At 71.0% G+C, this 12444-nt stretch carries 13 protein-coding genes; 11 read left to right on the plus strand and 2 right to left on the minus strand.

The window, feature by feature from the left end; genetic code table 11:
• Positions 1 to 29 precede the first annotated feature (29 nt).
• Positions 30 to 923: an alpha/beta fold hydrolase gene (locus tag ACH4RG_RS22320; protein WP_398540017.1), complete on the plus strand. Its 894-nt coding sequence runs from the start codon at positions 30 to 32 to the stop codon at positions 921 to 923.
• A gap of 62 nt (positions 924 to 985) precedes the next feature.
• Here ACH4RG_RS22320 and ACH4RG_RS22325 read toward each other — a convergent pair whose 3' ends face one another.
• Positions 986 to 1606, minus strand: coding sequence for a disulfide bond formation protein DsbA (locus ACH4RG_RS22325; protein ID WP_397925860.1), 621 nt, complete (start codon positions 1604 to 1606; stop codon positions 986 to 988).
• A gap of 27 nt (positions 1607 to 1633) precedes the next feature.
• On the minus strand, positions 1634 to 2068 hold the full coding sequence (locus ACH4RG_RS22330) for a SnoaL/DnrD family polyketide biosynthesis methyl ester cyclase (RefSeq protein WP_397925862.1): 435 nt from the start codon (positions 2066 to 2068) through the stop codon (positions 1634 to 1636).
• A 228-nt stretch (positions 2069 to 2296) separates the two neighbouring features.
• Here ACH4RG_RS22330 and ACH4RG_RS22335 point away from each other — a divergent pair, with 228 nt between their 5' ends.
• From ACH4RG_RS22335 to ACH4RG_RS22380, 10 genes are all read left to right on the plus strand, one after another.
• Positions 2297 to 2647: an antibiotic biosynthesis monooxygenase family protein gene (locus ACH4RG_RS22335; RefSeq protein WP_397925864.1), complete on the plus strand. Its 351-nt coding sequence runs from the start codon at positions 2297 to 2299 to the stop codon at positions 2645 to 2647.
• Entirely contained in the window at positions 2647 to 3927 is a 1281-nt protein-coding gene (locus ACH4RG_RS22340; RefSeq protein WP_397925866.1) for a beta-ketoacyl-[acyl-carrier-protein] synthase family protein, read from the plus strand. The genes ACH4RG_RS22335 and ACH4RG_RS22340 overlap by 1 nt, the downstream gene beginning before the upstream one ends.
• A complete protein-coding gene (locus ACH4RG_RS22345; protein WP_397925868.1) occupies positions 3924 to 5144 on the plus strand; it encodes a ketosynthase chain-length factor in 1221 nt (406 codons plus the stop codon). The genes ACH4RG_RS22340 and ACH4RG_RS22345 overlap by 4 nt, the downstream gene beginning before the upstream one ends.
• An 8-nt stretch (positions 5145 to 5152) precedes the next feature.
• On the plus strand, positions 5153 to 5938 hold the full coding sequence (locus ACH4RG_RS22350) for an SDR family NAD(P)-dependent oxidoreductase (protein WP_397925870.1): 786 nt from the start codon (positions 5153 to 5155) through the stop codon (positions 5936 to 5938).
• Between the two features lie 54 nt (positions 5939 to 5992).
• Entirely contained in the window at positions 5993 to 6946 is a 954-nt protein-coding gene (locus ACH4RG_RS22355) for an aromatase/cyclase (protein WP_397925872.1), read from the plus strand.
• Positions 6946 to 8283 (plus strand): activator-dependent family glycosyltransferase, encoded by a 1338-nt coding sequence (locus ACH4RG_RS22360; protein WP_398540018.1) that lies wholly within the window; start codon positions 6946 to 6948, stop codon positions 8281 to 8283. Before ACH4RG_RS22355 ends, ACH4RG_RS22360 begins: the two co-directional genes overlap by 1 nt.
• Complete coding sequence (locus tag ACH4RG_RS22365) at positions 8276 to 9049, plus strand: SDR family NAD(P)-dependent oxidoreductase (RefSeq protein WP_397925876.1); 774 nt, start codon at positions 8276 to 8278, stop codon at positions 9047 to 9049. Before ACH4RG_RS22360 ends, ACH4RG_RS22365 begins: the two co-directional genes overlap by 8 nt.
• 70 nt (positions 9050 to 9119) lie before the next feature.
• A complete protein-coding gene (locus tag ACH4RG_RS22370; RefSeq protein WP_397925878.1) occupies positions 9120 to 10406 on the plus strand; it encodes a P450-derived glycosyltransferase activator in 1287 nt (428 codons plus the stop codon).
• A gap of 225 nt (positions 10407 to 10631) precedes the next feature.
• Positions 10632 to 11516 carry an ABC transporter ATP-binding protein gene (locus ACH4RG_RS22375; RefSeq protein ID WP_397925922.1) on the plus strand — a complete coding sequence of 295 codons (885 nt, stop codon included), beginning with the start codon at positions 10632 to 10634 and terminating at the stop codon, positions 11514 to 11516.
• Positions 11513 to 12367, plus strand: coding sequence for an ABC transporter permease (locus ACH4RG_RS22380; RefSeq protein WP_397925880.1), 855 nt, complete (start codon positions 11513 to 11515; stop codon positions 12365 to 12367). Before ACH4RG_RS22375 ends, ACH4RG_RS22380 begins: the two co-directional genes overlap by 4 nt.
• Positions 12368 to 12444: the final 77 nt, after the last annotated feature.

Genomic DNA, 12444 nt, shown 5'->3' on the forward strand with positions numbered 1-12444 from the left:
GAGGTTCCCGGAGCCGAGAGGGACACCCAGTGGCACAACGCGTCGTCACGTCCAAGGACGTAGAGCTGTGGAGCGAAAGCTTCGGCGACCCCGCAGACCCCGCGCTGCTCCTGATCGCGGGCGGGAACCTGACCGCGATGAGCTGGCCGCAGGAGTTCGCCGAACGGCTCGCCGCCGGCGGCCTGCACGTCATCCGCTACGACCACTGGGGGGTGGGCCGCTCCACCGGCTGGGACCCCGCCGAGCGCCCCTACGGATATCTCCAGCTCGCCGCCGACGCCCTCGCGGTACTCGACGGATGGCAGACCGAACGCGCCCACTTCGTCGGGATGTCGATGGGCGCCGTCCTGTGCCAGCTGGTCGCACTGGACCACCCGCAGCGGATGCTGAGCATGTCGATGATGCTGAGCGGAGCACTCGACGTCGACTTCCCCGGCAACATCCGCCGCGCCTTCGCCGCAGAGCCCTCGGCCGACGGCCTTCCACTGCCGCAGGAACGGTTCCTCAAAGCGCTCGCCGTCATGAACGAGGACGCCGACGGCCTGGAGGCGGAACTGGACCGGCGGGTGCGCCGGTGGAAGCTGTTCTCGGGTGACCGGACCCCCTTCGGAGAGGCGGACTTCCGGCGGTGGGAACGGCAGGCCATCGACCACTCGGGCTCCCTCCGCGAACCACAGGCGCACTACGCCGTGCAGCCGCCGCCGCGCGAACGCGCCCCCGAACTGCGCGGCGTCCAGGTCCCCACCCAGGTGATCCAGGCCACCGAGGACCCCATCGCCCCGCCACCGCACGGCCGCCACCTCGCCGGCCTCATCCCGGGCGCGGACCTGGTGGAGATCCAGGACATGGGGCACGCACTGCCGGTCTCGGTGCACCGCCCCCTCGCAGACGCCCTGCTCCGGCACGTACTCCGGCACGGGTGACGGCGCGCCCGTCAGGGCACCCGGCCACCCGCCCCGGCGACCGCCCCGGCGACCGTGCCGCGTCAGCCGGACATGTCGAAACGGGGTTCCCCGTCCCGGCCGCGCTTGACCTCGTAAAAGCCCGGAACCGTGGCCATGAGACGAAAACCGTCCCACAACCGGCCGGCCGTCTCCCCCCTGGGAGCGGGAGAGACGACCGGTCCGAAGAACCCGACCCGCTCACCGCCCGGCCCGGCGAGCGACATCACCGGGGTGCCGATGTCACCGCCGGCCAGCGCGACGGCCTGCGCGTGCGACGAACGGATCACCTCGTCGTACTCGGTGGACCCGGCGACCTCCGCGAGCTCCTCGGGCAGACCGGCATCCGCCAGGGCCGCCGTGAGGTTCCCCCAGTCCTCCAGGAGATGGAAGCGGGTCCCCATGGCCGTGAAAAGGTCACCCAGCGCCCGCTGCCCGAACCGCTCCTGGACCGCGGCGCAGACGCGCACCGGCGCCCACATGTAGTCCTCCCACTCGCCCTCCGGGCTGTCGTCCCGGTGCTCATTGAGCACCGACAGACTCATCACCCGCCAGCGGACGGTCACCGGCCGCACCCTGGCGACCTCCACCAGCCACCGCGAGGAGATCCACGTGTACGGGCATACGGGATCGAACCAGAAGTCGACGCTTTGCTGTTCGGCCATCGGATCGGCTCCTTGCACAGTCTCGGTCTACGGGCGCCAGCCCTCCGGCTCGGGCCACGGCTCACCGAGCTGGCGGTAGGTGCTCTGATACTCCGGCCAGTCCCGGTGGTCCCGGATCTTGCCGTCGACGATACGCAGCAAATGAATCTGCTCCCCGGCGAAACGGCGGCCGGTCGGCGCGAAGCCCACCATGGGGCCGACCTGACGACCGTAGAGCACCAGGTACGCCCGCACCCAGTCGCCCCGCTCCTCGACCTTGACCTCCTCCAGGTGCGCGTCCTCGGAGAAGGTCATCCGCAGCCAGGCCACCGCCATCGCGAACGCCTGAGGGCCCTCACCGATGCCGTGCTCGATCGTGGCCGGATTCAGATACTCGGAGTGGATGAACTCGTGGGCGTCATCGGTGGAACCCGTGTTGTACGCCTTGATCATCCGCCGTACGGCTTCGACGTTCTGACTCATCGCGTGCCCTTCGGATCGGTGTCCTCGTCACCGACGAGCATCCCAGCACCACGATCGGCAGCGGATCGACGTTCGCTCGATCCGCCGCTCCACGGCCGCTCGACCCCTCGCCGGGCCACGGACACCACCGGTTCCAGGGGCTGTTGAGCCGCCTGCGAGAGACGGCACCCACGTTGGACGACGCCCCAGCGTCCAAGACCGACGCCGCACGTGAGAAGAGGCGATGAGATGCAGCCCAATGACCATGATCCCACCGGGAGCGGGGTGGTCACCTTCATCAACAGGTTCACCGTGCACGCCTCACCCGAGGAGTTCGAGAAGACCTTCGCCGAAACCGGACGGTACCTGGCGGAACGTGACGGCTTTTTGCAGTACACCCTGCACCAGCACGCCGAGGACCCGACCCGCTGGGTCAACATCGCGCACTGGCGCGACGCGCACGCCTTCCGCGCGGCGGTGGGCGCCCCCCTCCTGCCGCAACACGCGGCGGCAGTCAGGAAACTGAGCACCAGCGAGCCCGGCCTGTACGTCCCCCGGCAGCATGTGCCGGGGCAGCGGGCGGCGACGGAGGACCGCTGATGGCCACCCCCGCGGGCCGCCGGGTCGTCATCACCGGCATCGGTGTCGTCGCTCCCGGCGCCGTCGGGCGCAAACCCTTCTGGGACGCGCTGACCGCCGGGCGCACGGCCACCAGAAGAATCAGCTTCTTCGACCCCGCCCCCTACCGCTCACAGATCGCCGCCGAGGTCGACTTCGACCCGCTGCGCGAGGGACTGACCCCGCAGCAGGCCCGGCGGATGGACCGCGCCGCACAGTTCGCCGTGGTGAGCGCCCGGGAGAGCATCACCGACAGCGGCCTCGAACCCACGGAACTGGACCCGGCCCGGACCGGTGTCACCATCGGCAGCGCCGTGGGCTGCACCATGAGCCTGGAGGACGAGTACTCCGTCGTCAGCGACGGCGGCCGCCACTGGCAGGTGGACCACTCCTATGCCGGGCGGCACCTCTTCGACTACTTCGTGCCCAGCTCGATCGCCGCCGAGGTCGCCCGCGACGTCTGCGCCGAGGGCCCCGTCTCACTGATCTCGACCGGCTGCACCTCCGGGCTCGACTCGGTCGGCCACGCGGTCGAACTGATCAGGGAGGGCTCGGCGGACGTGATGGTGGCCGGCGCCACCGACGCCCCGATCTCCCCGATCACCGTGGCCTGCTTCGACGCGATCAAAGCGACCACACCACGCAACGACGACCCCGGACACGCCTCGCGGCCCTTCGACCGCACCAGGAACGGTTTCGTCCTCGGCGAGGGCGCTGCCGTCTTCGTCCTGGAGGAGATCGAGCACGCCCGGCGACGCGACGCCCACATCTACGCCGAGATCAGCGGGTTCGCCTCCCGCTCCAACGCCTTCCACATGACCGGGCTGCGCCCGGACGGCAGGGAGATGGCCGAGGCCATCCGCGTCGCCATGCGACGGGCCGCGATCACCCCACAGGACATCCACTACGTCAACGCGCACGGCTCGGGCACCATACAGAACGACCGGCACGAGACGGCCGCCTTCAAGAAAGCCCTCGGACAAGACGCCCGCCGGGTGCCCGTCAGCGGCATCAAATCGATGATCGGGCACTCCCTGGGGGCGGTCGGCTCGCTGGAGATCGCCGCCTGCGCGCTCACCATCGAGCACAACACCATCCCGCCCACCGCCAACCTGCACGAGCCCGACCCCGAGTGCGACCTGGACTACGTACCGCTGACCGCACGGGAACAGCGTGTGGACGCGGTGCTCACCGTGGGCAGCGGCTTCGGAGGCTTCCAGAGCGCCATGGTGCTGCGCGGCCCGGAAGGGGCGACACCATGACACCCGCCGCTGCGATCACCGGTATGGGCGTGCTCGCGCCCACCGGCCTGGGCACGGCCTCCCACTGGGACAGCACGCTCGCCGGACGGCCCGCGATCGGCCCGATCAGCCACTTCGACCCAGGGCGCTACCCCAGCCGGCTGGCCGGTGAGATCCAGGGCTTCGACGCCCAGGAACACGGCATCCCCAGCCGCCTCATCCCGCAGACCGACCACATGACCCGGCTGGCGCTGGTGGCCGCCGGATGGGCGATCGAGGACGCCGGGGCGGATCCCGGCTCACTGCCGGACTACGACATCGGCGTCGTCACCGCCAGCTCGGCCGGCGGCTTCGCGTTCGGCCACCGGGAACTGCACAACCTCTGGAGCAAGGGCCCCGAGCACGTCAGCGCCTACCAGTCCTTCGCCTGGTTCTACGCGGTCAACACCGGGCAGATATCCATCCGCCACGGACTGCGCGGCCCGGGCGGCGTCGTCGTCACCGAGCAGGCCGGCGGGCTGGACGCCCTGGCGAAAGCCCGGCGGCACCTGCGCGAAGACACCCGGATGGTGATCGCGGGAGGCATCGACGGCTCACCGTCACCCTGGGGCTGGGTCGCACAGCTCGCGAGCGGCCGGATCAGCACCGTGGACGACCCCGGGCGGGCGTACCTGCCCTTCGACGCCGACGCCTCCGGATACGTACCGGGGGAGGGCGGCGCGCTGTTCGTCCTGGAGTCACCGGAGTCGGCACGCGCCCGCGGCGTCCGCTCCTGGCACGGGGAGATCGCCGGATGCGCCTCGGCCTTCGACCCACCCCCCGGGACGGGCCGGCCGCCCAACCTGCGGCGCGCCGCCGAACTCGCCCTCGCCGACGCCGGACTGGAACCCGGCGACATCGACGTCGTGTTCGCCGACGCCGCGGGCGTCCCCGAACTCGACCGCGCCGAGGCCGACGCCATCCGCGCGGTCTTCGGCGCGCACGGCGTACCCGTGACGGCACCCAAGACCATGACCGGACGGCTCGGCGCCGGAGGCGCGGCCCTGGACCTGGCGACCGCCGTGCTGGCCATCCGCCACCAAGTGATCCCGCCCACGGCGAACGTACGGCAGCCGGTTCCCGCATACGGGATCGACCTGGTCCGCGCCCCCCGCGAAGCCCCGGTGGCCGCCGCGCTCGTACTGGCCAGGGGACACGGCGGCTTCAACGCGGCCGCCGTCGTGACCCGACAACGATGAGGAGAGACATGTCCCCCCAGGACGACCGGTGCGCCGTGGTCACCGGTGCCACCAGCGGCATCGGACTCGCCGTCACGACACTGCTGTGCCGGCTCGGACAGCGCGTGTTCCTCTGCGCCCGTGACCCCGAGAACGTCGCGCTCACCGTCGAACAGCTCCGCGACAAGGGGTACGAGGTCGCGGGACAGGCGTGCGACGTGCGCTCCACCGAACAGGTCGGCGCCTTCGTCCAGGCTGCTGTGGACCGGTACGGCCCGGTGGACGTGCTGGTGAACAACGCCGGCCGCAGCGGCGGCGGCGCCACCGCGCAGATCACCGACGAGCTCTGGCTCGACGTCATCGACACCAACCTCAACAGCGTCCTCAGGGTCACGCGTGCGGCGCTCACCACGGGCCGGATGCTCGAGCGGAGCACAGGCCGGATCATCAACATCGCCTCGACCGGCGGCAAGCAGGGCGTGGTGCTCGGAGCCCCGTACTCCGCGTCCAAGCACGGCGTCATCGGCTTCACCAAGGCGCTGGGCCTGGAACTGGCCAAGACCGGGGTCACCGTGAACGCGGTCTGCCCCGGCTACGTGGAGACACCGATGGCACAGCGGGTACGCCAAGGCTACGCCGAGGTCTGGCAGACCACCGAAGAGGCGGTGCTGGAACGGTTCGAGGCGAAGATCCCGCTCGGCAGGTACACCACCCCGGAAGAGGTCGCCGGCCTCGTCGGCTACCTCGTCACCGATCAGGCCGCCCCCGTCACGGCGCAGGCGATCAACGTCTGCGGCGGACTGGGCAACTACTGAAGCGGACCGGGCCGCTACTGACGGCCCCCGCGCGAGGACCAGGAGACCGGCATCATGACCAACCATCACCGAGCCGAACACCGGATCACCGTGGAAGCGCCCGCACACACCGTCTTCGGCCTGATCGCGGACGTCGGCGCATGGCCGCGGGTCTTTCCCCCGACCGTGCACGTGGACGTCCTGGAACGGACCGCCGGCGAGGAGCGCATCCGGATCTGGGCGACCGCCAACGACTCCGTCAAGACATGGACCTCACGCCGCGTCCTGGACCCCGGGGCCCTGCGGGTGAGCTTCCGCCAGGAGGTGTCCCAGCCGCCCGTCGCCGCGATGGGCGGCGCATGGATCATCGAACCGCGATCGGATTCCCGGACTCTGGTCCGGCTCACCCACGACTTCCGGGCGGTCGACGACGACCCGGAGGGCGTGGACTGGATCACCCGGGCCATCGACCGCAACACCGACGCGGAACTGGGCGCGCTCAAGAAGGCCGCGGAACAGACCCCCGAGGCCGGTGGCGGCGAACTGACCCTGCGGTTCGACGACGTGGTGGAAGTGGCCGGCGACCCCGCCGAGGTCTACGACTTCCTCTACGACGCGGGACAGTGGGAGAAGCGGCTGCCCCACGTGAACCGGGTCGGACTGGAGGAGAGCACCCCGAACCTGCAACTGCTGGAGATGGACACCCTCACCCCCAACGGCGCGGTCCACACGACGAAATCGGTACGCGTCTGCTTCCCGGCCAGGACCATCGTCTACAAACAGCTGAGGACACCGGCGCTGCTGACCCTCCACAACGGCCGCTGGCTGATCGAGAAAAGCCCCTCGGGCTGCACCGTCACCTCCACACACACCGTCGTGCTCAACCCCGACGCGGTCGTCCCCGTACTCGGCGAGGGCGCCACGCTCCAGGACGCGCGCACCTTCGTCCGCGACGCACTCGGCAGCAACAGCACCGCGACGATGCTCCTCGCCAAGGAGCACGCCGAACGAGCGGCACGGGAACACTGATGCGCGTCCTGTTCACCACCTTCGGCGCCCGCAACCACGTCCACGCCCAGGTCGCGCTCGCCTGGGCGCTGCGGGCCGCCGGGCACGAGGTCCGCATGGCCAGCCACCCCGACCTCACGGACGTGATAGCCCGCACCGGCCTGACCGCGGTTCCCGTCGGAGGGGAGCTCAACGAGGACCGGGTGATGGAGGAGCTGCGCGAACGCCAGGACACCTCCCGCCAGACGTACGACGACGACACCCCCGACGCCCAGCTGCTCCTGGCGATGGACGAACTGCGCCCGCAGAAGCTGACCTATGACCACATGCACGGCGTGTTCACCGCCATGACCTCGGCGGTCTTCCAGAACTACTCATCGGCCCGGATGACCGCGGATCTGGTGGACTTCGCCCGCGGCTGGCGCCCCGACCTGGTGGTCTGGGACCCGCTCACCTTCGCCGGGGCCGTCGCCGCCCGGGTCACCGGCGCGGCACACGCCCGGCTGATGTTCGGCCTGGACCTGGTCGGCCGCATGCGCGAGAGCTATCTGGCGCGGATGGACAGCCGCCCGCCCGCGCTGCGCGAGGACCCCCTGCGGGAGTGGCTCGGCTGGGTGATGGAGCGCTACGGCGGCACGTTCTGCGAGGACCTGGTCACCGGTCAGTGGACCATCGACCTGGTCCCGTCGTCCCTGCGGCTCCCGGCGGACCTGCCGTACGTCGCGGTCCGCTGCGTCGCCTACAACGGCCGGGGCAGCATCCCGCCCTGGCTGCACGAGGTGCCCCAGCGCCCTCGGGTGTGCCTGACGCTCGGAGTGTCGCACCGCGAGGTGATGGGCGGCGACCAGGCATCCATCGGCGAGCTGATCGACGCGGTCGCCGGACTGGACGTCGAGGTGGTCGCGACCCTCAACGCCCGCCAGCTCCGGGAGGTCGACAGCCTTCCCGCCAATGTCCGCGCCGTCGACTTCGTCCCGATGGACGCCCTGCTGCCGAGCTGCTCGGCCATCATCAGCCACGGGGGTTCCGGCACGGCCCACGCCGCCTTTCTGCACGGAGTTCCGCAGATCATGGTGCCCGGCACCATGTGGGACAACGGCATCCGCGCCGACCTCGTGGCACGCTCCGGCGCCGGCCTGCGCCTGGACGCGCAGACGCTCACCGCCGACGCCCTGCGCGGCGCACTCAGCAGACTGCTGACGGAGCCGTCGTTCGCCACCGCGGCCGGCCGGCTGCGCCGGGAGACGCTCGCCGCTCCCTCCCCGCGGGACATCGTCCCGGTACTGGAATCGCTCACCGCCGAACACCGGCGCCACACCGCAACGGGACACGACGACCCTGTGAGGAACCATGTCTGACACAGTCTCCCTCCCGCCCGCCCCGCGATCGACCGTGGTGACCGGAGGCGGTTCCGGTATCGGCAGGGCCACCGCACGCGCCTTCGCCGACCGGGGCGCGGACGTCCTGGTCGTCGGCCGCACGGCCGCCGACCTCGCCGGCACGGCAAAGGGCTACGACACCATCCGGACGCTCGCCCTCGACCTCACCGAGGCCGACGCACCGCAGAAGGTCGTCGACACCGCCCTGCGCGAGCTCGGCGGGATCGACGTCCTGGTGAACAACGCGGCGGTCCTGGGCCACCGCGCCCTCGCCGATGTGGACCCGCAGCAGGTGACCGCCCAGCTCGGCACGAACCTTGCGGTGCCCGTGCTGCTTGTCCGGAGCGCGCTCGAGGCCCTCTCCGCCGACGGCGGCGGCACCGTGGTGAACGTCAGCTCGTCCGGTGCGCGCGGATCGCGGGCCTGGGCCGGCAACAGCGTGTACGGCGCCGCCAAGGCGGCGCTCGACTTCCTGACCCGCACCTGGGCGGTCGAACTCGCACCGCGCGGCATCCGGGTCGTCGGCGTCGCCCCCGGCCTGGTCGACTCCGGGTTCGCGCAGCGGGCGGGCATGCCGCCGGAGCAGTACGACAGCATGCTCCGACACGTCGGCAGCCTGACACCGCAGGGCCGCGTCGGCACCCCCGAGGAGATCGCCTGGTGGATCACCCGGCTGACCCTGCCGGAGGCCCACTACCTGACCGGCGCCGTGCTGCCGGTCGACGGCGGCCTCTCCCTGACCTGACCTGACCTGACCTGGCACGAGCCGACACCGGGACCTGACCGCGACAAGGCCCCGAGAAAGCGGAGCTGACATGGCGAGCATGACCGAGAGCGAGCTGGGCCGTGTGCTGCTCACGCACCGCGGCGTCCAGTGGATCATCGGCACCAAGGACGACCCGTACGCGCTGCTGCTGCGGGCCGCCGACGACGATCCCCACCGGCTGGGCGGACTGATCCGGGAACGGGGCCCCCTGTACCGGAGCAGCGCCGAGGCGTGGGTGACGGCCCGGCACGAGGTCGCGGTGGCGGCGCTCGGGGACCTCCGGCTGAGCTTCCGGCACCCCGACGCGGACGCACCGGCCCCGGACGACGGCGGGGAACAGCGCGAGCCCATGCCCTGGGAGGTGCCCGCACTGCGCGACATCCTGCCTTTCGGCGAGATGTTCCTGACCGCGGGCCGGGCCGACTGCGCGCGCGTGGGCGAGCTGCTCGAGCCGCTCCTCGGCGCGAGGGCCCTGGAGCGCTGGCGGCCCGCGGCCGAGGGGGCGCTGCGCGGCGCCCTCGCCGCCGCGGGCACCGGGTTCGACCTGCGGGCCGACGTCGCGGACGGGTTCGCCGCCGGCCTGGTGCGGGACATCCTCGGCGTGCCGGAGGAGGACCACGACCGTTTCGCCGCGCTGTGCCGGGGCGGGGCGGGCGCCCTGGACGCCATGGTGTGTTCCCCGCACCTGCGGACGGCGCACGAGCTGATCACCTCGGTCGAGGGCATGAGCTCCCTGCTCACCGGTCTGATCGAGCGGCGGCGCCAGAAGCCGGGGGACGATCTCGTGAGCGCTCTGCTCGCCAGGACGCACGAGGACGAGGTGCGGTCGGTGTGCATGCTGGTGGCCCTGGTCGGCTCCGAGCTGACCGCGACCGTGTTCTGCGACGCGGTGGCGGCTCTGCTCGACCACCCCGGGGTGTGGCGGTCCCTGTGCCAGAACCCCGGCCTCGCGCCGGCGGTGGTCGAGGAGACCCTGCGGTATGCCCCTCCCCTCCGGCTCGTACCCCTGTACGCGCGTGAGGACCTGGAACTGGCCGGGACCGCCGTCCCGGCCGGCAGCCAGGTCGTGGTGGCCCTGGAGGCGGCCCTCCGGGACCCGGCGGTTCACGCGGAGCCGGCCGCCTTCGACCCGGCGGCGGAGCGGAGCGGGGGGCAGCTGGTGTTCTCCGGGGGGCTGCCCACTTCGCTTCTCGCCCCGCTGGTGCGGCTTCAGGCCGAGTCAGGGCTCCGCGTCCTGTCCGCCGAGGCGCCCGGGGTGCGGCGCGCCGGCCCCGTCCTGCGGCGACTGAGGTCGGGGGTCACCGGAGCCGTACTGGAGCTTCCCCTGACGCGCTGATCCACGCTTGACGCGCTGATCCACGCTCCTGCACGGTGCGTCACGAACCCAGCGGACGTGTGACTTGTACAACTCGTAGTAGAGATACTATCTTTGATCTAACGGGTCTGATCGAAAGGTAGACGTCCTATGACTGGGACAAGTGATGTGCACGAGTTGGGTCAGACCGCGGGATTACCGGACGGCTCCCCGGAGGAACGGGTGATCGACATCCGCGGACTGCGGATGCGCTACGGGTCCAAGGACGTGCTGAACGGAGTCGACTTCAGCGTCCGCCAGGGCGAGGTCGTTGCGCTGCTCGGGCCGAACGGTGCCGGAAAGACCACGACCATCGAAATCATGGAGGGGTTCCGCACCCGGTCGGCCGGCGAGGTCAGCGTGCTCGGCGCCGACCCCGCCAAGGCCGACGAGCAATGGCGCGCCAGGCTGGGCATCGTGCTCCAGTCATGGCGCGACCACGGGAAATGGCAGGTCCGGGAGCTGCTGGCCCAGCTGGGCGACTTCTACCGGCCCTACTCCACCGCCCAGCGGCCCCGCCCCAGGAATGTGGACGAGCTGCTCGCCATGGTGAGCCTGGAGGAACAAGCGGACCAGAAGATCGCGAACCTGTCCGGCGGACAGCGTCGTCGCCTCGACGTCGCGATCGGCATCGTCGGACGGCCCGAGGTGCTGTTCCTGGACGAGCCCACGGTGGGGTTCGACCCCAAGGCCCGCCGTGACTTCCACGATGTGGTGCACCGGCTCTCCGACCTGGAGGACACCACGATCCTGCTCACGACGCACGACCTCGACGAGGCCGAGAAGCTGTCCGACCGCATTCTGATCCTGGCCGGCGGGCAGATCGTCGCCGACGGCAGCGCGGACCAGCTCGCCCGGCAGGCGTCCGGCAAGGCCGAGGTCCGCTGGAGCGTGAACGGCGAGCACTTCGTCCACGCGACCCCCGACGCCAGCACGTTCGTCCACGAGCTGTTCAAACAGCACGGAGACCGGGTGGGCGACCTGGAGGTCCGCCTCGCCAGCCTGGAGGACACGTACATGACCATGGTCCGGCAGTACGAGGCCGGCCGGTCCGAAGAGGCGATCGCCGCGTTCCAGGAGGCCGGTCAGTGAATCCCACCGTGTACGCCGTGCGGCTCGGCCTGCGCCGGGGCTGGACCGAGTTCCGGCAGTCCCTGACCACCCCCGGCGACATCATCTACTACCTGTTCCTCGGGGGCGTCTTCCTCGGCGTCCTGTTCTTCATGCGGGACACGACCGTGGAAGGCACCGACCTCTCGCTCGCGACGCTGTCCATGCCGAGCATGATCGGCGGGCTGCTGGCCTTCCAGGCGCTGGGCGGCGCCGCGTTCGCCCTGGCGGCCGAGAGGGAGGACGGCACGCTGCTGCGGGCCAGGACCGTACCGCAGGGCCTCATCGGCTACATCGCGGGCCGGGTGCTGGGGATCGCGCTGAGCACCCTGCTCACGCTGACGATCATCCTGGTGCCCAGCGTGTTCCTCTTCGGCGACCTCGTGACCGATGGCCTCGGCAGGTGGCTCAACCTGCTGTGGGTGCTGGGCCTCGGCCTGCTCGCCACCCTGCCGATCGGCCTGATCATCGGGGCGATGGTGAAGAATCCGCGGGGCGCCAACACCTGGGGTATCTTCCCGACGATGGGTCTGATGGCGATCTCGGGTATTTTCTATCCGATCACCTCGCTGGTGGGCTGGCTCCAGGGCGTATCGCAGATCTTTCCCGTGTACTGGGTCGGACTGGGCACCCGCGCCGCACTGCTGCCGGAGGCGGCGGTCGCCGTCGAGCTCGGCGACTCCTGGCGCAGGCCCATGACCGCGGTCGTACTGCTTGTCTGGGCCGTCGCCGCCTTGCTGATCGCGCCGAGGGTCCTGAGCCGTACGGTGCGCGGCGAGACGGGATCGAAGGTCGAGGCACGCCAACAGGAGGCATTGAAGCGCGTTGGGTGACAGGACATCCGGCAGGAAGAGCGCTCCGGCGCGCAACAGCGCGCCGGAGCCGCAGACCGGGGCACCGGAACCCCGGC

The sequence above is a fragment of the Streptomyces sp. NPDC021019 genome (assembly GCF_044333295.1).
GTDB lineage: Bacteria > Actinomycetota > Actinomycetes > Streptomycetales > Streptomycetaceae > Streptomyces.

Bases quoted from the DNA above. Each gene is read 5' to 3' on its own strand.
- ACH4RG_RS22325 (WP_397925860.1), bottom strand. From the start codon at position 1,606: ATGGCCGAACAGCAAAGCGTCGACTTCTGGTTCGATCCCGTATGCCCG.
- ACH4RG_RS22330 (WP_397925862.1), bottom strand. From the start codon at position 2,068: ATGAGTCAGAACGTCGAAGCCGTACGGCGGATGATCAAGGCGTACAAC.
- ACH4RG_RS22335 (WP_397925864.1), top strand. From the start codon at position 2,297: ATGCAGCCCAATGACCATGATCCCACCGGGAGCGGGGTGGTCACCTTC.
- ACH4RG_RS22340 (WP_397925866.1), top strand. From the start codon at position 2,647: ATGGCCACCCCCGCGGGCCGCCGGGTCGTCATCACCGGCATCGGTGTC.
- ACH4RG_RS22345 (WP_397925868.1), top strand. From the start codon at position 3,924: ATGACACCCGCCGCTGCGATCACCGGTATGGGCGTGCTCGCGCCCACC.
- ACH4RG_RS22350 (WP_397925870.1), top strand. From the start codon at position 5,153: ATGTCCCCCCAGGACGACCGGTGCGCCGTGGTCACCGGTGCCACCAGC.
- ACH4RG_RS22355 (WP_397925872.1), top strand. From the start codon at position 5,993: ATGACCAACCATCACCGAGCCGAACACCGGATCACCGTGGAAGCGCCC.
- ACH4RG_RS22360 (WP_398540018.1), top strand. From the start codon at position 6,946: ATGCGCGTCCTGTTCACCACCTTCGGCGCCCGCAACCACGTCCACGCC.
- ACH4RG_RS22365 (WP_397925876.1), top strand. From the start codon at position 8,276: ATGTCTGACACAGTCTCCCTCCCGCCCGCCCCGCGATCGACCGTGGTG.
- ACH4RG_RS22370 (WP_397925878.1), top strand. From the start codon at position 9,120: ATGGCGAGCATGACCGAGAGCGAGCTGGGCCGTGTGCTGCTCACGCAC.
- ACH4RG_RS22375 (WP_397925922.1), top strand. From the start codon at position 10,632: ATGCGCTACGGGTCCAAGGACGTGCTGAACGGAGTCGACTTCAGCGTC.